Raw genomic sequence first — 19,324 nt, forward strand, 5'->3', positions numbered from 1 at the left:
GGGAGAGGATGAGCGACAACAGTGCGACGCCCACCCAAAGGGGCGGTATCACACGGCGCGGCTTGCTGAAGGGCAGCGGGCTGGCGCTGGCGGCGGGGGCGGTGCGATTGCCCTTTGGCACGGCAGGGGCCACGCCCACGCCAGCGCGCGAACCGGAAGAGCAAGTGGTCTGGAGCCTCTGCTCCGTCAACTGCGGCAGCCGCTGCGCCCTGCGGCTACATGTGCAAGATGAGTGCGTCACCTGGGTGGAGAGCGATAATACCGGCGCCGATGCGTGGGGCGATCACCAGATTCGCGCCTGTTTGCGCGGTCGCTCGATCCGGCGGCGGATGAACCACCCGGCGCGCCTCAACTACCCGATGAAGCGGGTCGGCAAGCGTGGCGAAGGCAAATTCAAGCGCATCAGCTGGGAGGAGGCGCTGGACACGCTGGCGCGGCGGCTGAAGCAGACCGTCGAAACCTATGGCAACGAGGCGGTCTATCTCAACTATTCGTCCGGTATCGTCGGCGGCAACCTGACGCGCTCGTCCCCCTATGCCTCGCTGGTGGCGCGCCTGATGAACTGCTACGGCGGCTTCCTCAGCCACTACGGCACCTACAGCACCGCCCAGATCGCCGCCGCCATGCCCTATACCTACGGCGGCAACGAGGGCAACAGCCCCTCTGATATCGTCAACAGCGAGCTGGTGGTGATGTTCGGCAACAACCCGGCGGAGACGCGCATGAGCGGTGCGGGCGTCACCTACCTGCTCCAGCAGGCGCGGGCGCGCAGCGGCGCACGGATGATAGTGATCGATCCGCGCTACACCGACACCGCCGCTGGGCGCGAGGATGAGTGGATCCCGATCCGTCCCGGCACCGACGCCGCGCTGGTCAGCGCGTTGGCCTATGTGATGATCACTGAGGATCGTGTCGATCAGGCGTTTCTGGATCGCTACTGCGTTGGCTACGATGAGAAGACCCTGCCGGCCAGCGCGCCCGCCAACGGCCACTACAAAGCCTATATTCTGGGGCAGGGGGAGGATGGCACCGCCAAAACGCCGCAATGGGCGGAGGCAATTACGGGCATCCCACAGGATCGCATCGTCGCGCTGGCGCGTGAGATCGCCACTGCCAAGCCAGCCTGCATCATGCAGGGCTGGGGGCCACAGCGACAGGCCAACGGTGAGCTGACCTCGCGCGCCATCGCCATGCTCGCCATCCTGACCGGCAACGTCGGGCTACCGGGCGGCGGCACCGGCGCACGCGAATCGAGCTATACCTGTACCATCGAACGGATGCCGGTGCTGGAGAACCCGGTGCGCACCAGCATCCCGGTGTTCGCCTGGACAGACGCCATCATCCGCGCCCAGGAGATGACCGAGCTACGCGACGGCGTGCGCGGCAAGGCCCGGCTGGAGACGCCAATCAAGTTCATCTGGAACTACGCCGGTAACACGCTGGTCAACCAGCACGCCGACATCAACCGCACCCATGAGATTTTGCAGGATGAGAGCCTGTGTGAAACCATCGTGGTGATCGACAATTTCATGACCTCCTCGGCGCGCTACGCTGACCTGCTGCTGCCAGATCTGATGACCACCGAGCAGGAGGACATCGTCGCCAATGAGTCTGCTGGCCACATGGGCTACCTGATCTTCAGCCAGCCGGCCACCCCCGCCAAATTTGAGCGGCGCGGCATCTATGAGATCCTGAGCGGCGTGGCGGCACGGCTCGGGCCAGAGGTGCTGCAACGCTTCACCGAGGGGCGCAGCCAGTCGGCGTGGCTGCACTGGCTTTACGACAAGATGCGCGCCCGCGATCCGCAACTCCCGACGTATGAGGCGCTGCGGGCGGCTGGCATCTACCGTCAGCGTGACCCGGCCGGCCACTTCGTGGCCTATCGCGCCTTCCGGGAAGACCCCGAGGCCAACCCGCTCGCCACTCCCTCCGGCAAGATTGAGATCTACTCCAGCGCACTGGCGGAGATTACCGTCCGCTGGACGTTGCTGGCGGATGAGGTGATAAGCCCGCTGCCGATCTACCATCCCGGTTTTGAGGGCTGGGATGATCCACGTTTTGCCCGTTACCCGCTGCAACTGTTTGGCTACCACCACAAGGCACGCACCCACTCCACCTACGGCAACATCGATGTGTTGCAGGCGGCGGCGCGGCAGGAGGTGTGGATCAACCCGCTGGATGCGACGGCGCGCCAGATCAGGGATGGCGACCGGGTGCGGGTGTTCAACGATCGCGGCGATGTGCGGCTGATCGCCAAGGTCACGCCGCGCATCATGCCGGGCGTGACGGCGATGGGGCAGGGCGCATGGCATCAGGCGGACATGCAGGGTGACAGGGTCGATCACGGTGGCTGCATTAATACCCTGACCTCACACCGTCCCTCACCGCTCGCCAAGGGCAATCCGCAACACAGCAATCGGGTAGAGATCGAGAGGGTACAGTGACGCAGGCGGTGCCATCGCAGGGAATATGCGAGCCGCACCGCACGCTGAAAAAGCTGGCTGCCACGCCCTTCAATTCAATTCTGGATCTGACTCACAGAACCTGACAAAAACTGCAACCGGTTACTGTAACCGGTTGCAGTTGCGCATTTTTCTTGCCCATACTTGAGCGCGCCCTCCTCCGTTTCCTCAATGATCCAGGGAACGCCGGGCGCACGAAACACACTATTGGCCAGCCGTTGGCTGGCATTGGCAACGAAGCAAAAACAGCACCTAACTACAGGATGCCGCGCCGCCTGTGCGGTGGCATCGCGTTTCTCTCTGACCGGTTCAAGGGGTGGAAAATGAGCGTCAGCCAGTCGATCTTCAACTTCATAGAGATGCGTATCAGCCCGATAGCGGGCCGGCTCTCTACCCAGCGGCATGTGATGGCGATCCGCGACGGCTTTATCTCCGCGATGCCGTTCATGATCGTCGGATCTTTCCTGCTGGTGTTTGCCTACCCGCCCTTCTCCGCCGAGAGCGGCTGGAGTCTGGCGCGCTGGTGGCTGGCGATCGCTGGCAACTATGAGACGGAGATCCTGACCCCCTTCAACATGACGATGGGCATCATGTCGATCTACATCACGGCTGCCATCGCCTATAACCTGGCACAGAGCTACAAGCTCGATCCCTTTATGGCGGCAATGCTCTCGCTGATGTCCTTTTTGCTGGTGGCCGCGCCACAGGTGGACAAGGCGCTGCCCACTGCTGCGCTGGGTGGCATCGGCATCTTCACCGCCATTCTGGTGGCGCTCTATACCACCGAAATGGTGCGCCTGCTGAAGCACTACAACATTGGCATCAGCCTGCCTGATCAGGTGCCAGCGAAGATCAAACAGTCATTTGACCTGCTGATCCCGATTTTGGTGGTGGTGCTGACCCTCTACCCGCTCAGCCTGCTGATTCAGGATCAGTTCAATATGCTGCTGCCGCAGGCGATCATGGCCATCTTCCAGCCGCTGATCTCTGCCGCCGACTCCCTACCGGCCATCTTGCTGGCGGTACTGCTGGCGCACCTGCTCTGGTTTGCTGGCATCCACGGCGCGGTGATTGTCTCCGGCATGTTGCAGGCCTTCTGGCTGACCAACCTGGGCGTCAACCAAAGCTCGCTGGCCGCCGGGCTGCCGATGCCGCACATCTTTATCGAGGCGTTCTGGTCATTCTTCATCGTGATTGGCGGCTCCGGTGCCACCTTCGGGCTGGTGCTGCTCTATCTGCGCAGCCGCAGCGCGCACTTGCGCTCCATCGGCAAACTGAGTCTGGTGCCGAGCGCCTTCAACATCAATGAACCGGTGATTTTCGGCACGCCAATTGTGATGAACCCGACCTTTTTCCTGCCGTTTATCATCGCGCCGCTGGTGAACTCCGTGATCGCCTATGCGGCGGTGAAGATGGATCTGATTGGCCGGGTGATCTCCGTGGTGCCCTGGACGGCCCCGGCACCGATTGGCGCAGCGTGGGGCACCGGCTGGGATTTCCGCGCCGCGCTGCTGGTGGTGGTGCTGGCGGTGGTGTCAGCGGTGGTCTACTACCCCTTCTTCAAGGTCTATGAGCGGCAACTGCTGGCGCAGGAGGCGGAAGAGGCGGCCTCACAGGAGGAGGCCAGCCCGGCGGGAACCACTGTGGCACATTGATAAACGCAGCATAAAAAAAGAGCCTCCTTGGAGGCTCTTTTGCTGTCAGGGTTGCGCATCCGGGTCTGGGTGCGGCCCCAGCCGCTGGCCGGCATCCAGTTTCGCCAGCTCGCTTAGCTCCTCACGCTCCAGCCGGAAATCAAACACGTCAAAGTTCTCGACGATGCGTTTCGGCGTGACGGATTTCGGGATCACAATCAGCCCGCTATCCAAATGCCAGCGAATGACAATCTGCGCCGGGCTTTTCTCATACTTCTCAGCCAGTTTCACGATGGTCGGGTGATCAAATACCCCGTCGCCGCCCTGTGCCAGTGGGCTCCAGGACTCTGTGATAATGTGGTGGGTGGCGTTCCAGGCGTGCAACTGGCGCTGTTGCAGCAGCGGGTGCAGCTCAATCTGGTTAATGACGGGCGCGGTGCCAGTCTCATCCAGCAGGCGTTGCAGGTGGGAGATCTGGAAGTTACAGACGCCCACGCTTTTCGCCAGCCCTTGCTCTTTCAGGGACAGCAACTGCTTCCAGGCATCAACATAGTGGCCCTGCTGCGGCACCGGCCAGTGAATCAGGTAGAGGTCAACATAATCCAGTTTCAGCCGGCTCAGGCTCTGTTCCAGAGCCTGCTGGGCGTGCTGCTGGTCATCGTTCCACAGCTTGGTGGTGATAAACAGATCCTCACGCGGCAAGGCAGCGGCCTCAATCCCTTTGCCGACGCCCTCCTCATTTTTGTAGATCATCGCCGTATCAATGTGGCGGTAACCGGTCTCCAGCGCCTTGGCGACGGCAGCGGTCGCCTCTTCATTACTGGCCTTCCAAACGCCAAGGCCCAGTTGCGGCATCAGGTTGCCATCGTGCAGTTTGATGATGGGTTGCTGCGTTGCCATTAGGCTCTCCTTATACGGGTTTTCCGTGCTGGGCACGGTCAGAGTACGGATTGACCTATTAGTGTAGCCAATATGTGGTGACTTGCCGTTGCCGCGAGGATTTTATATTGGGAATTTTCGTGCCGGACGCGCGTTATCGATTGGCGAAAATAGCGGCGGGAATATATGCAGGCAGGGAAGCATGGACGGCCATTGCGGGAAATAACGTCACACTTACTCTATTAATAATATGCTTATTTATTTTTCTCCTAAATACCAAAAGGCGTTAAATAAAAAACGGCGCTATAAAAGCGCCGAAATAGATAAAAACAACAGTGGCATTGTTAATTCCGCTATGAGGGGAACGGAAAATAACAGGGTGTGCCCCCTGATATAACAGGGGGCGAAAGACTATCAGAAGTAGATACGCATACCGGCCGCGATGCGGTTGTCATCACCAACGCTGGCGAAGTCGCGTTTGACATTGTCACTGTCAACCCACTTGTCGGCACGGACGTCGATGTAGGCGTATTCGCCCCAGACCACGACGTTTTTGGTGAAGTAGTAGTCAGTACCCACTACGAATTTCTGCTCTTTCCAGTTGTACAGCTCGTCGTCGGCATCTTTCATGTAGTAGCCGCCGTAGATGCTGTTGTCATCTTCGTAAGCCCATTTCATGCCCACACCGAACAGGTTGACGGTCGCGGTGTCGCCTACGTAGAACAGCGCTTTATCAACAGCCTGGCTGCCTTCATAGTTCACGTCGCCGGAGACCACGTTATCCATGTAGAGCTGGCCGATATCCAGAGAGAAGGAGAGGTTGGTTGGCTTGTGAGTGAACTTGCCAGACAGGCCCCAGATTTGCTCGGTGCCATCTTCGCCGTCATATTCGCTGCCGTTGCTGATGCTGGTGAAGCTGCCTTGGTAGCCCAGGCCATAGATGCCGTTCTGCTCCAGATGCGCGTAGCCATAACCAGCGCCGAAGGACATCGCCAGGTTATCGGTTTCGGTTTTGTAGAAGGCAGCCAGGCTGTAGGCGTTTTGCAGGGCGGCGGCATTTTCGTCGCCTTCGGTTTGCAGGGTATAGGAGCCACCGAAGCTGAAGCCGTTGTAGTCGGCGCTCATCACGCGGATAGAGTTGGAGACACGGCCGATAAAGTTGTCATCGCCAGAGTCGGAGCCGCCGGTACGGCCGATGAAGCCGTTGTTGTAGGCACCGAAGTCCATCACGCCGCCATACTCGTAGCTGAAGTCAGACTGCGGCATGTCATCGAATGGTGAGGTGATACGGCCGAAGGTCAGGTCGCCCACGTCGTCAAGACGGAAGCCGGCCCAGCCCTGGCGGTTATTCATTTCGAAGTCGCCTTCACCCTGTTGGGTGTCGTTGCCGAACTCCAGGTAACCGATGCCGTGGGCAGTGCCCTGATTGAAGGCGTGGTCAAAGCCGAAACCGAAACGGGAGGTCTGGTCACGCAGAATGAGGGAGTCCTGTCCTGGGTTATATTGGTCGCGTGAATCGGAGTTTTCCATCATCAGACGGATAGAGCCAGTGAAGTCAATTTTAGTGCCTTCGTTATCATACAGGGTCGCTGCTTGTGCCCCGGCAGTCAATAACATGAAAGGCAGCGCCATTGCTATCAAATTTTTTTTAAACATGAGAGGTCCTTTCTTGATTGATTTGGGTTCTTTAATTAGCCAAATAAGAAAATAAGGAAATAAGGAATCACATGGAACTTTTCGTGCCTTATATAATCGCTATTTTCAAGGATTATCAATTTATGCTTTATTAAAAAGGAATTAATAAATAATTAAATGATCTATCTAATAATTAACCATTTAATATATTATTTTGCAGGGGAATAAATAAAACCCGTCGGGGCAATGCCGCCGGCGGGTTAAAAGGAGGAGTGCGATTACGCGAAGTGCTTACTTGTCAGCGGCGCGGCGCTTTTTGATCACCATGCAGATGACACCGGCGAGGCCCAGCACCAGCAGCAGCATCGGCAGCACCATCAGCGCAGCCATCACCGCATCCTCATGGCGTTTCACCAGCGGGATCTGGCTGAAGGCAAAGCCCAGCGACACCACCACGCCCACCCACAGCGCGCCGCTCAGCCAGTTGAAAAACTGGAAACGGGAGTTGCTTAGGCCAGAGATGCCAGCCATGGTCGGCAGCAGGGTGCGCACAAAGGCCAGAAACCGGCCGCCCAGCAGGGCCAGCAGCCCGTGGCGGTTGAACAGGGCATAGGCGCGCTGGTGGTAGTGGGCCGGAAGTTGCAGCAGCCAGCGGCGCACGATGCGCGTATCCCCCAGCCAGCGCCCCTGGAGGTAGCTTAGCCAGCAGCCGAGACTGGCGGCGGTGGTCAGGATCAATAGCGTCGGCAAGAAGCTCATCACGCCCTTGGCCACCAGTGCGCCGGCCAGCAGCAGCAGGCTATCGCCCGGCAGGAAAGAGGCGGGAAGCAGCCCATTCTCCAGAAACAGGGTGGTGAACAGGATGGCATAAATGATCCAGATCACGCCCGGATCGGCCAGCGCGCTAAAATCTTGCTGCCAGAGCGCATGAAAAATATGTGTCAGTACTTCCATTATTCTTCCCGTTGCGAATGGAACATCCCTCATCAGAGGCCGTTATGGCCTCTGATGAGTATAGTGCGCCGCCGTGCAGGATGGGATGCCGAGACTCAGGAGAGGCACAGCCGGCCAAAGCCGGCCGTCAGATCCTCAATCAGATCGTCGCAATCCTCCAAACCAATGTGCAGCCGCACCAGCGTGCCGCTAAAGGCCAGGCGCTCCGCCGGGCGGATGGCCTGCAACTCCTCCGGCTGGTTCGCCAGAATCAGCGACTCAAAGCCGCCCCAGGAGTAGGCCATGCTGAAGTGATGGAAGTGGTCGAGGTACTCCGCCAACGCCTCATCACTCAGGCGCGCTTTGAGGATAAAGGAGAAGAGGCCGCAACTGCCGTGGAAGTCGCGCATAAAGGCCTCGTGGCCGGGGCAGCCGGGCAGTGCCGGGTGGCGCACCTCTGCCACCTCCGGGCGTGTCGCCAGCCAGCGGGCGATGCGCAGGCTGCTCTCCTCGTGCTGCTTCAGGCGCACGCCAAGGGTGCGCAGGCCGCGCGCCGCCATGTAGGCGGTGTCGGCATCCACCATCTGGCCCATCAGGTAGGAGTGCTCGCGCAGCTGCTCCCAGCAGCGGGCGTTGGCGACCGCGGTGCCAATCATCGCGTCGGAGTGGCCGATGATGTACTTGGTGCCAGCCTGAATGGAGATGTCGATGTCATGGGCCAGCGCGTCAAACAGCACGCCCGCCGCCCAGGTGTTGTCGAGCATAATCACCGCCTCGGGGGCCACGGCGCGCACCGCCTGCACCATCGCCGGGATGTCCGGCACCTCCATGGTGATGGAGCCGGGCGCTTCCAAAAACACCACCTTGGTGTTGGGCTGCACCAGCTCGGCGATGCCCGCGCCAATCAGCGGCGGGAAGTAGGTGGTTTCGACGTTCATCTTGGCCAGCACTTTCGAGCAGAAATCCTGCGTCGGCTCATAGGCGGAGCCAATCACCAGCAGGTGATCGCCAGCGCTGACAAACGACAGGATGGCGTTGCTTACCGCGGCCGCGCCGCAGGGGTAGAGCACACAGCCAGCGCCGCCCTCCAGCTCGGTCATGGCGTCCTGCAGGGCAAAGTGGGTCAGGGTGCCACGGCGGCCGTAGAACAGCTCGCCGTTGGCGCGGTGGGCGGTGGCGTGCTTTTTCGCCGCCACCGACTCAAATACCAGCGAAGAGGCCCGCTGGATGACGGCATTGACCGATCCCTGGGTATAACGCTTCTGCCGCCCGGCACTCACCAGCACGGTATCCTGTTTTTTTCCTGCCATCGTTGCCCTGTTACCTATTGTGTTGTGAATGTTACTTGCCGGATAACTTACCACGCGGCCAGCCAGCAGGGGGGAGGCTTTTGCCAGCCAAGGGGAAAAACAGCAGAATCCGACGTCATTGCGTGGGGCGAAAGGAAAAAAAACCAATAAAAAAGCCCGCCATGCGAGCGGCGGGCAAGGGAGGAACAAACCACTAACCGTGAACGCCGAACACCCCCGGCAGCCAGAGCGAGATGGCCGGGACGTAGGTCACCAGCATCAGCACCAGCAGCAGTACGAAGTAGAAGGGCAGCATCGCCTTCACCACCTCCTCAATCTTGCGTTTGCTCACCGCGCTGGCGACGAACAGCACCGAGCCAACCGGCGGGGTAATCAGGCCGATGCCGAGGTTGACCATCATGATCATGCCAAAGTGCACCGGGTCGATGCCGAGCGAGTTGGTCACCGGCAGCAGCACCGGCGTCAGGATCAGGATGATGGGGGCCATGTCCATCAGGGTGCCGATCAGCAGCAGCATGATGTTGATGCACATCAAAATGACATACTTATTGTCGGAGATGGCGGTGAAGAACTCGGTGATGCGGGTCGGCAGCTGCATGTAGGTCATCACCGCGCCGAAGCAGGCAGCGAAGCCAATCAGGATCATCACGATGGTGACGGTCTTTACCGTGCGGTACATCAGTTTCGGCAGCTCTGACCATTTGTAGTCGCGATAGATGAACATGGTAACGAAAAACGACCACAGGCAGGCGATGGCGGCGGATTCGGTGGCGGTGAAGATACCACTCAGGATGCCGCCCATGATGATCACCACCGTCATCAGTCCCCACAGGGTATCAACGAAGATCTTCAGCGCCTGACGGAACGGGATGCGCTCGCCTTTTGGGTAGCCGCGCTTGTGGGCGAAGCCGATGCACATCACCATCAGTGACAGGCAGAGCAGCAGGCCGGGCAGCACGCCAGCGATGAACAGCGCGGCGATGGAGACGGTGCCACCGGCCGCCAGCGAGTAGATGACGGCATTGTGGCTGGGCGGAATCAGGATGGCCTGCACCGATCCGCTGGCGGTAACGGCGGCGGCGAAGTCACGCGGGTAGCCCTTTTTGTCCATCTCCGGGATCATCACCGAGCCGATGGAGGCGGTGTCCGCCACCGAGGAGCCGGAGATGGCACCGAAGAAGGTGGAGGCCATGATATTCACCAGTGATAGGCCGCCACGGATAAAGCCGACAAAGATGTAGGCGAAACTCACTAGCCGGCGGGCAATGCCGCCCTCGGCCATGATCGCGCCCGCCAAAATAAAGAAGGGGATCGCCAGCAGTGAGAATTTATTCACCCCGTTGGTGAGCTGGATCATGATCGCCTCCAGCGGCAACTCGATCCAGAACGCGCCGACCACGGCGCTCAGCCCCACCGCATAGGCCACCGGCACCCCAATCGCCAGCAGCACGGCCAGCGAGAACAGCAGAATAAACGCATCCATCAGAGTTGCCCCACATCAGGTTTCCGAGGTGCCGAATGCCACCACCTGGCGGTGGTGCTGCGGCCCCATCAACAGCCGTTCCAGAATGAACAGCAGGGTGATCGCCGAGCCAATCGGCAGCGGCAGGTAGCTTTCGCCCGCGGTCAGCAGCGGGAAATCGGCCACCGGCTGCTCCCAGAGGTCGCGGCAGAGCGTAATGCTATAGACCAGGATAAACAGGCTCAGCGCCAGCATCAGCAGGTCAGTGAGAGTGGAGGCCACCTTCTGCCACAGCGGCGGCAGGCGATCCGTCACCATCGCCACCGCGATGTGCGAGCCAGCGCGGTAGCTGACCGCCGCGCCGACAAAGGTGAAGGTCACCATGCAGAGGATGGAGATCGGCTCCGGCCAGGAGAGCGCCTGATTGAGCACATAGCGGTAGAAGATGCCGACGGGAATGACCGCCACCATCAGTAGCAGGGCGATGCCAGAGATCCACATCGCGATGCGGTAGAGAATATCCATGGATGAGAGGTAGTAACGGGCCATAACTCCCCCGGTTATCAGGCTGAAACGCCCGGCGGCCAGGCCGCCGGGGGCTTATTTGACGTCGCTGATGCGTTGCATCAGATCCTGGTGCGCCTTGCCATACTGGTCGCGCACCGGTTGGGTAGCGGTGTAGAAGTACTGGGTATCGATCTCCTGGAAGGTCACGCCGCCACTCTTCATGGTTTGCAGGGCCTTCTCGTTATAGGCGGCCCACAGCTGGCGCTGCTCCGCTTGTGCCTCTTTTGCCAGTTTCAGGATCAGTTGCTGATCCTCGCTGCTCAGCTTGTCCCAGCGCGCCTTGGAGTAGAGGAACAGCTCCGGGATGATGAAGTGACGGGTGAGGGTGTAGTACTTCGCCACTGGCAGGTAGTTATGCGCGACGAAGGTCGGCGGGTTGTTCTCGGTGCCATCGATCACGCCGGTTTGCAGGCCGCTGAACACTTCGCTCACGCCCATCGCCACCGAGTTGGCCCCCATCGCCTTCAGCGTTGCCAGCGCCACCGGGCTGCCCTGCACCCGGATCTTCATCCCTTTCAAATCTTCCGGCTTGGTCAGCGGTGTTTTGGTGATCATGTTGCGGGTGCCGGAGTCCATCCAGCCAAGGAACACCAGCCGCGATTTGGGATCGTTGCTGATTTTATTGCCGATCTCCTGGCCGATCTGGCTGTCGAGCACCTTGTGCAGGTGATCCTCATCGCGGAACACGTAGGGCAGGGTGAAGACCTCAATCTCCGGCAGGATGGCGGCGACCGGTGCCATCGAGACGCGGATGATATCGATGGCACCAATCTGCGCCTGCTCAATCATCTGCTTCTCATCACCGAGCACGCCGCCGGGGAAGGTTTTGATCTCCAGCCGCCCATCCGTTGCCTTCTCCAGCTTCTCACCCATGTGCTGCACCGCCACCACATTGGGGTAACCCTGCGGATGGACGTCGGCGGCCTTGATGGTCTGGGCAACGGCCTGGCCGCTGAGGAACAGGCTGGCGGAACAGAGGCTAAGCGCCAGCAGGGATTTACGCACGTTCATAGGACTCTCCAGAGATCGGGCGCATAGCCGCGCCGCTATTGTTCGTCAGACACAGGGTGGTATCTTGCGGTGGTGAAGTGCTGGATAAGCGAGGGCTTGAAAAGAAGTAAGCACCAACAAACCAGCGATTTTGAAACACTTTATTAACACGATTATACGCTTTGAAATGTTATTGAAAATTTGTTGAAATAGCTTTTTAAAATAAATCGGATCTGCATCACGGCCTATGCCGGGGCAGGTGTGGGAAGTGTGATGCGGCTAAAAAAACACCGCTTGCCGCCGCCTGCTTTCGCCGGGCGCGAGTGGCCTGCTTGCCCGCCACATATGGATATTCCTATTGTTTCCGCCCTGATCTATCGGCAACGTAAATAATAATGAGAACTACTATCAATCCCCGCTGCGTTTGATATGATCCCGCACTGATTAATTCCTCAACATTGACGATTTTTGGTTGGAGGCGCAGCGTGAATACGGCTCGCATGAAAATGAAATCTGCCCTGTCCACAACGGCAGCACAGCACTCTCCTCGCCGCTGGCGTATGGCATTCGTATCCCTGTTTTTGCTGGCGGGCCTGAGCGGGCCAGCACTGGCCGCGGAAAGCGGTGACGCTGCTGCCGCCCCGGTGGCCGCCACCACCCCGGCATCAGATGCCCCGGCCACACCTGCCCTCATCACGGGCAGCCAGCCTGCCGCCTCCAGCGCCCAGCCGGTTATCCCACAGGATCTCTCGGTGCTCGGCATGTACCACCACGCTGACGCGGTGGTGAAAACGGTGATGATTGGCCTGCTGCTGGCCTCCGTGGTGACTTGGGCGATCCTGTTCGCCAAGGGCAGTGAGCTGTTTGCCGCTAAACGCCGCCTGCGCCGCGAGTTGAGCGCGCTGGCCCCGGCCACCTCGCTGGATGAGGCCGCCGCCATCGTTGAGAACTTCGACGAGAAGAGCATCAGCGCCCGCCTGCTGGCTGACGCGCAAAACGAGCTGGCGCTCTCCGCCGACTCCACCGACAACGCTGGCATCAAAGATCGCACCGGCTTCCGCCTGGAGCGCCGCGTTGCGGCCGCCGGCCGCCACATGGGGCGCGGTAACGGCTTCCTGGCGACCATCGGTGCCATCTCGCCGTTTATCGGCCTGTTCGGCACCGTCTGGGGCATCATGAACAGCTTTATCGGCATCGCCGAAACCCAGACCACCAACCTGGCCGTCGTGGCACCGGGCATCGCCGAGGCGCTGCTGGCTACCGCCATCGGTCTGGTGGCCGCGATTCCGGCCGTGGTGATCTACAACATCTTTGCCCGCCTGATCGCCTCCTATCGCCACCTGATTGGCGACGTAGCCGCGCAGATCATGCTGCTGCAGGGGCGTGACCTGGATCTGGCCGCCAGCGCTGGCAGCAAACCGGCGAAGGCCAATCCGCAGTGGCGGGTGGGGTAATCTGTTATGGCCATGCGTTTAAACGAAGATCTGGACGAAAGTGGTGAGATGCATGAGATCAACGTGACGCCGTTCATCGACGTCATGCTGGTTCTGCTGATCATCTTCATGGTGGCCGCGCCACTGGCGACGGTGGATGTGCGGGTCAACCTCCCGGCCTCCACCTCCAAGCCAACTCCGCGCCCGGAGAAGCCGTTGTTCGTGACCGTGAACGCCGAGAAGCAGCTGTATGTTGGCGAAACGCCGATCGCGCGCGATCAGCTGACGGCGCAACTGGCCGCCCAGACCAATGGCGACAAAGAGACCACCATCTTCTTCCGCGCGGACAAATCCGTGGATTACGAAACGATGATGGGCGTGATGGACACGCTGCGTCAGGCAGGCTACCTGAAGGTGGGGTTGGTCGGCATGGAGCAGAGCGGCGGGCAGTAAGCCAGCCCACGCCACGGCGGCCCCCTCGGGGGCCGTTTTTTTTTGGCCGCCGCCCCGCCACCGGGCATGGCAAAGCAGGCGACTTCTGCGCGTGGCTCGACTAAAATAGGCTTTTTACAGATTGGTCAGGCGGTAATTTATGATGCACGGTACGGTAACGACATATTTTGAAGAGAAAGGTTTCGGATTCATCAAGGATGAGAACGGCGACAATCGCTATTTTCACGTGGTGAAGGTAGCTAACCCGGAGCTGCTGAAAAAGGATGCCGCCGTGACCTTCGAGCCGACCACCAATAGCAAGGGGCTGTCAGCCTATGCGGTCAAGGTGGCGCCCGAGAGCAAGTACATCCACATCGCCGGTGAGCGCATCAAGATCACCAGCATCAAATCCTTCAACCGCTTCACCAAACAGGTGCCGGTTGAGACCCACATCGACAAAGAGAACACCATCCTCTCCGCTGGCCTGCTGATGGAGCGCATCCGCCCGAAAGCCGAGGTAGAGAAGGGCGCGACCCGCCCGCTGGAGATGCTGAACGTCACCACCTTCCAGAACAAGACCTACACCTTCTCCGAGCTGGAGATCGACATCGAAGAGACGGTCAAGGCGCTGAAAAACCTCTGATCCCTCTGCCGCCGCCCCGCTCTGGGGCGGCGTGTGCCACGCCCTGTTTCCCTTCCGCTTTTTTCTTGTACTTTTTTCGTCAGGCACCGCGCCCCCTGCTGTTACAATGGCCCGGCATGGCGCCCCGGCGCTGCGCACGATAATTAACAGGTCTGCCGTTCACGGCAGCGTATTTGATTGAGAAGAGATAATGGCGTCAGTTCATATTGGTTTTCCTCTGGAGACAGTCAGCGTATTCGTTGGCCTGTCAATTGCCGCGCTGCTGATTGACCTGTTTGCCCACCGTGGCAACCATGCCATCAGCCTGAAAGGCGCGGTGGGCTGGTCAATCTTTTGGGTGGCTACCGCCCTGGGTTTCGCCGGCTTCCTCTATATCCACCACGGCGCCGCCGTCGCCAACCTGTTTATCACCGGCTATGCACTGGAGAAGGTGCTGTCGGTCGATAACCTGTTTGTGATGATGGCGATCTTCGCCTGGTTTAAGGTGCCGGATGGCCTGCGCCACCGCGTGCTTTACTGGGGTGTGATTGGGGCCATCGTGTTCCGTGGCATCTTCGTCGCCTTCGGGACGGCGCTGCTGTCGCTTGGCCCGTGGGTGGAGATGGTGTTTGCGGTGATTGTGGCCTGGACAGCGGTAATGATGCTGCGCTCTGGCGAAGATGACGAAGAGATCGAGGACTACTCTGATCACTTCGCCAACCGTCTGGTACGCCGTTTCTTCCCGGTCTGGCCGAAACTGGCGGGTGATCGCTTCATGCTCTCCTCGAGCGAGGTTAGCGCGGAGCTGGAGAAGCCGCAGAACAAGGGCTTCGCCTTTACGGTGAAGAAGGGCGTGCGTTATGCCACGCCGCTGCTGCTCTGTGTGGCGGTGGTGGAGTTGTCAGACGTGATGTTTGCCTTTGACAGCGTGCCAGCGGTGATTGCCGTCAGCCGCGAGCCGCTGATTGTGTACTCCGCCATGATGTTCGCCATCCTCGGCCTGCGCGCCCTCTACTTTGTACTGGAAGCGCTGCGCCACTATTTGGTGCACCTCGAGAAAGCGGTGGTGGTACTGCTGTTCTTCATCGCCTTTAAACTGGGCCTGAACGCCAGCGACCACCTCTGGCACCACGGTTATGAGATTGGCATCAACACCAGCCTCTACATCGTGCTTGGCGTACTGGCGGTTGGCATCATTGCCAGTATGCTGTTCCCCGCCAAAGAGGAGAAGGCCGAGGAGAAATAACTCCCCCGCCCACTCCCCCCAACCCCGGCCTTGGCCGGGGTTTTTTTATGGCTGAAATATAAATAGATAAATTAATAATTAGGATAATAGATTGACCATGAGCAAAATTTCCAATTTGGAAAAAAGTTAAATCACCTTAATTCATTCACAGTAAATAATGAGCAATAATGCCAATTCCAGCTTATATGTGGTTAAAAGATGATGGAGGTTCATTCATCAAAGGTTCAGCTGATGTTTAAGGTCGCGAGGGATGCATAGAAACTATAGGGTTTAGCCAGGGGTTAAACATTCCAGTAGACAACACCAATGGGAAAATCACTGGTGCCCGCTCACACTCCCCAATGTTTATTGAAAAAGAGTTTGATTCATCCTCACCCTACCTTTATAAAGCGACTGCTAAAGGACAAACACTGAAGTCTGCGGAAATTCGATGGTACAAGATCAATGAAGCAGGTCAAGAAGAGGCTTGTTTTATAATGTATTTGGACGGTGTGAAAGTAACAGGTGTTAATCCTGGGATGCCTAACACGAAATTGCCGGGCAACGACTATATTAACCATATGGAATCTGTTTAATTGATGTACGAAAAGATTACTTGGCATTATGTTGAAGGTAATATTCAATACAGTGATGATTGGAATGTGAGAACCTAGTCAATATGTGCGCCACATTGGCGCACATATTGACTAGGCCAAGTAATATGATCATGGGCTTAAAAAACACCTTTGCAAAGCAAACTTCCTACCTTTTAGAAAAGAGTTTCTTAATAGTATATATTATGGGTATATAAATTATCGCTGTGAGAAAAATCACTTCTATTACATTTAGATAAAAGAAAATATTTTCTGTATATTCTGCATAAATCTTATCCTCCCTGTATGTCAATGCAGTTAACGTCAACACCCATTCGTTGCTGATGTATTGGGATGGATCAATAAGACGAGCAATAGTGATCATTATCAATAAAAATAAAGTTATTTTCCCAGCTTTAACGGCATGTTTTACCATTGGCAGTTACCTCAATAGTTCCATAAGACATCAGCCCTTTCATGCAAGGAACTGCAAAGTTAATGGTGAGTAATCAGCATCATTGATAATAAATTTTCCTTGCAGCGGCATATGATTCGTCCTATTTGAGCAGTTAACGTCCCATAGTAACGCCAACGTATTGTGGAGAACTTGCGCGGGCACAATATCAATGAATAGGTGGCAGGCGTGCGGGTAGGGTGCGGCGAGAGATGGTTAAATCCCAATACACCGCCCTCCGTGGCGGTGGGTGATGGGTTTACCCCTCAGTCTCCAGCTTGTAGGAACGGGTGGCGTTTTCGCGTTTCACCTTCAGCCGCCAGACGATGGCGAGCAGCGCAAACCAGAAGGGCATCGCGCACAGTGCCAGCAGGGTGTCGTGGTCAAACACCATGATCACGATGGAGAAGAGGAAGAACAGCAGGCTCAGCCAGCTCAGGGCGATGCCGGCGGGCATCTTGAAGATGGCCTGCGCGTGCAGATCGGGGCGGCGCTTGCGGTAGACCAGGTAGGCCACCAGAATCATGCCCCAGCTGTAGATCACCAGAATGGCGGAGAGCGTCGAGACGATGGTGAACAGCGTCATGACGTTCGGCACCAAAAACAGTAGCAGGGTGCCGCTCAGCATACAGAAGCAGGAGAACATCAGGCTGCGTACCGGGATGGCAGTGGCGCGCGACAGGATGCGGAACTGCCAGTGGGCGTGCTTCTCCATCGACAGGCCATACAGCATCCGGGTGCAGGAGTAGACGCCGCTGTTGGCCGACGACATCGCCGAGGTGAGGGCGACAAAGTTGATGATCGCTGCCGCCGCCGGCAGCCCGGCCTTGTCAAACAGCGTGACGAACGGGCTGGTGTCGGGCGAGATATGCTGCCAGGAGGTGACGGCAATGATCACCAGAATCGACATCACGTAGAAGATGATGATGCGTAGCGGGATGGCGTTGATCGCTTTCGGCAGCAGCTTCTCCGGGTTGCGCGTCTCGGCGGTCATGGTGCCGAGCAGCTCCACGCCGGTATAGGAGAAGATAGCGATCTGGAACCCGGCGAAAAAGCCCACCACGCCGTGCGGCATAAAGACCGCCGGGTCAGTGAGGTTGCCGAGGGAGGCGCGCACCCCATCCGGCGACGTCCAGCCGCTGGCGATCATCCAGCAGCCGGTCAGGATCAGCGCGACGATCGCGATCACCTTGATGATGGCAAACCAGAACTCCGCCTCGCCAAACATCTTCACCGACAGCAGGTTGAACAGGCAGAGCAGGCCGAGGGTCAGCAGCGCCGGGATCCACGGTGAGAGATCGGGCTGCCAGTACTGCATATAGCCGCCGCACACCACCACGTCGGCGATGCAGGTCACCACCCAGCTCAGCCAGTAAGACCAGCCGAGGAAGAAGCTGGCCTTTGGCCCAAGGTAGTCAGAGACAAAATCGGCAAACGAGCGGTAGTCGAGCCGGGTCAGCAGCAGCTCCCCCATCGCCCGCATCACCACAAACATAAAGAAGCCGATGACGACGTAGGTGATCAAAATCGAGGTGCCGGAGACGGCAATCGTCTTGCCCGCCCCCATAAACAGGCCGGTGCCGATGGCACCGCCAATCGAGATAAGCTGGATGTGGCGCTCGCTCAGGCCACGGTGCAGGCTCTGCGCCGTGGCCGGATCGCCCGGCCGTGATGGTACGGGTTGTTTGGTCATAGGCAGATCACTCAGGTAGGGAGAGGCGCGGCGTGCCCGGTGAAAGCAGCATCCCCGCTCGCAGGCCCGGCGCCACGTTGGCGTTCGGGAACAGGATGTAAGGTGCGGCCTCGCCAATCGTCCAGTGACGATCCTGCTGGCTGGCTAGGGTGTATCCCGCCGGCAGGCGGGTGAAGTTCTCGGTCTCTGGCGGCAGGTGGAGGGTAAAGCTCTCATCCCCCTTGATGATGCTCTCCGCCACCTCAAAGACCTGCAGCGGCGGCTTCTGCCGGGTTGGCAGCGGATCACTGCCGACCAGCGCGCGGATCGCCCGGTCAATGGCGGCAAACTGGGCCAGCTCGTTGTCGCCGAACGGGCGCGCCTTGCCCAGCTCCAGCGTGCAGCTCTGCGCGTGGAACGCCTCGCTGACATAGTGGCTGTAGGTGCCACCCGGCGCGGTGTGCTGCACCAGTGCATCCAGCTCGCCAGCGGCCAGCAGGTCGAAGAATGCCTGCGGGTAGGGGTGGCAGTGGTGGGGCACCAGCGCGAACTGCGGCAGCCGCGAGCCACGGATGGCGGTGTGCATGTCGAGGTGCCAACGCGGCAGGTCGCCGGTGGTGGCGAAGAATGCCTCGGTGGTGCGCTCAATCTCGGCGGCGCGCGCCGCCTCATCGCTGGGCGGTAACTGGCGGTGGCGGCCGCCGAACAGCCGGTTCATGTCATGGTGCAGGTAGCGGCGGTTGGCACGCATCGCTGGCAGGTTGCCGAACACCAGCAGCAGCGCCGCCCGGCTCGCCAATCGGCCTGCAGCCAGATCTGCCAGCAGCCCCAGCAGCAGTTCGATCGGCGCGGTCTCATTACCGTGGATGCCGGCGGAGAGCACCAGCGCGCGCTGTGGCTCGGGCGGCGTCAAGTGCAGCACGCCCTCCGCCAGCCAGCGCGGTTGCAGGGCGTCGGGCAGCGGCAGGTCGCGCAGCGCGTGCGCCAGCAGGGAGTCAGTCAATGGCTGCATCCGGCCCCC

The 19,324-nt window shown here is 59.0% G+C and carries 15 protein-coding genes and 1 pseudogene; 7 read left to right on the forward strand and 9 right to left on the reverse strand.

Annotated features, from left to right (window positions below; genetic code table 11):
• The first annotated feature begins 8 nt into the window (after positions 1–8).
• Together ACK3SD_RS02615 and ACK3SD_RS02620 are read left to right on the forward strand one after the other, a co-directional pair.
• On the forward strand, positions 9–2,444 hold the full coding sequence (locus ACK3SD_RS02615) for a DmsA/YnfE/YnfF family dimethyl sulfoxide reductase (RefSeq protein WP_481126661.1): 2,436 nt from the start codon (positions 9–11) through the stop codon (positions 2,442–2,444).
• A gap of 341 nt (positions 2,445–2,785) precedes the next feature.
• Positions 2,786–4,117 (forward strand): PTS sugar transporter subunit IIC, encoded by a 1,332-nt coding sequence (locus ACK3SD_RS02620; RefSeq protein WP_481126662.1) that lies wholly within the window; start codon positions 2,786–2,788, stop codon positions 4,115–4,117.
• Positions 4,118–4,162: 45 nt separating this feature from the next.
• Here the strand turns inward: ACK3SD_RS02620 and dkgA are convergent, their stop codons facing one another.
• The 7 genes from dkgA to ACK3SD_RS02655 form a co-directional block, all read right to left on the reverse strand.
• Positions 4,163–4,996: a 2,5-didehydrogluconate reductase DkgA gene (gene dkgA / locus ACK3SD_RS02625; protein ID WP_137762144.1), complete on the reverse strand. Its 834-nt coding sequence runs from the start codon at positions 4,994–4,996 to the stop codon at positions 4,163–4,165.
• Between the two features lie 393 nt (positions 4,997–5,389).
• Positions 5,390–6,631 carry a porin gene (locus tag ACK3SD_RS02630; RefSeq protein WP_481126663.1) on the reverse strand — a complete coding sequence of 414 codons (1,242 nt, stop codon included), beginning with the start codon at positions 6,629–6,631 and terminating at the stop codon, positions 5,390–5,392.
• Positions 6,632–6,901: 270 nt separating this feature from the next.
• Complete coding sequence (locus ACK3SD_RS02635) at positions 6,902–7,564, reverse strand: DedA family protein (protein WP_481126664.1); 663 nt, start codon at positions 7,562–7,564, stop codon at positions 6,902–6,904.
• Between the two features lie 95 nt (positions 7,565–7,659).
• Complete coding sequence (gene metC, locus ACK3SD_RS02640) at positions 7,660–8,853, reverse strand: cystathionine beta-lyase (protein WP_481126665.1); 1,194 nt, start codon at positions 8,851–8,853, stop codon at positions 7,660–7,662.
• 193 nt (positions 8,854–9,046) lie between these two features.
• A complete protein-coding gene (locus ACK3SD_RS02645; RefSeq protein WP_481126666.1) occupies positions 9,047–10,336 on the reverse strand; it encodes a TRAP transporter large permease in 1,290 nt (429 codons plus the stop codon).
• A gap of 15 nt (positions 10,337–10,351) precedes the next feature.
• Entirely contained in the window at positions 10,352–10,864 is a 513-nt protein-coding gene (locus ACK3SD_RS02650) for a TRAP transporter small permease (RefSeq protein WP_481126667.1), read from the reverse strand.
• A 51-nt stretch (positions 10,865–10,915) separates the two neighbouring features.
• A complete protein-coding gene (locus ACK3SD_RS02655) occupies positions 10,916–11,893 on the reverse strand; it encodes a TRAP transporter substrate-binding protein (protein ID WP_481126668.1) in 978 nt (325 codons plus the stop codon).
• Positions 11,894–12,378: 485 nt separating this feature from the next.
• Between ACK3SD_RS02655 and exbB the strand changes: the two genes are divergently transcribed.
• The 5 genes and pseudogenes from exbB to tssD all read left to right on the forward strand — a co-directional run bounded on the left by exbB (position 12,379) and on the right by tssD (position 16,258).
• Positions 12,379–13,326, forward strand: a complete 948-nt coding sequence (gene exbB, locus ACK3SD_RS02660) for a tol-pal system-associated acyl-CoA thioesterase (RefSeq protein ID WP_481127480.1) — start codon at positions 12,379–12,381, stop codon at positions 13,324–13,326.
• A 6-nt stretch (positions 13,327–13,332) separates the two neighbouring features.
• Positions 13,333–13,758: a TonB system transport protein ExbD gene (gene exbD, locus ACK3SD_RS02665; RefSeq protein ID WP_137762152.1), complete on the forward strand. Its 426-nt coding sequence runs from the start codon at positions 13,333–13,335 to the stop codon at positions 13,756–13,758.
• Positions 13,759–13,900: 142 nt separating this feature from the next.
• Positions 13,901–14,380: a cold-shock protein gene (locus ACK3SD_RS02670; RefSeq protein WP_137764881.1), complete on the forward strand. Its 480-nt coding sequence runs from the start codon at positions 13,901–13,903 to the stop codon at positions 14,378–14,380.
• Between the two features lie 190 nt (positions 14,381–14,570).
• Positions 14,571–15,605 carry a TerC/Alx family metal homeostasis membrane protein gene (locus ACK3SD_RS02675; protein ID WP_137762153.1) on the forward strand — a complete coding sequence of 345 codons (1,035 nt, stop codon included), beginning with the start codon at positions 14,571–14,573 and terminating at the stop codon, positions 15,603–15,605.
• Positions 15,606–15,772: 167 nt separating this feature from the next.
• A pseudogene (gene tssD / locus ACK3SD_RS02680) lies at positions 15,773–16,258 on the forward strand (type VI secretion system tube protein TssD).
• Between the two features lie 632 nt (positions 16,259–16,890).
• On the opposite strand, the gene ACK3SD_RS02685 reads toward tssD, so the two are convergent.
• Positions 16,891–18,324 carry an amino acid permease gene (locus tag ACK3SD_RS02685; protein ID WP_481126669.1) on the reverse strand — a complete coding sequence of 478 codons (1,434 nt, stop codon included), beginning with the start codon at positions 18,322–18,324 and terminating at the stop codon, positions 16,891–16,893.
• A 7-nt stretch (positions 18,325–18,331) separates the two neighbouring features.
• Positions 18,332–19,315, reverse strand: coding sequence for a succinylglutamate desuccinylase (gene astE / locus ACK3SD_RS02690; protein WP_481126670.1), 984 nt, complete (start codon positions 19,313–19,315; stop codon positions 18,332–18,334).
• Between the last annotated feature and the right edge of the window lie 9 nt (positions 19,316–19,324).

It is taken from the genome of Chimaeribacter sp. YP20170169, assembly GCF_056739715.1.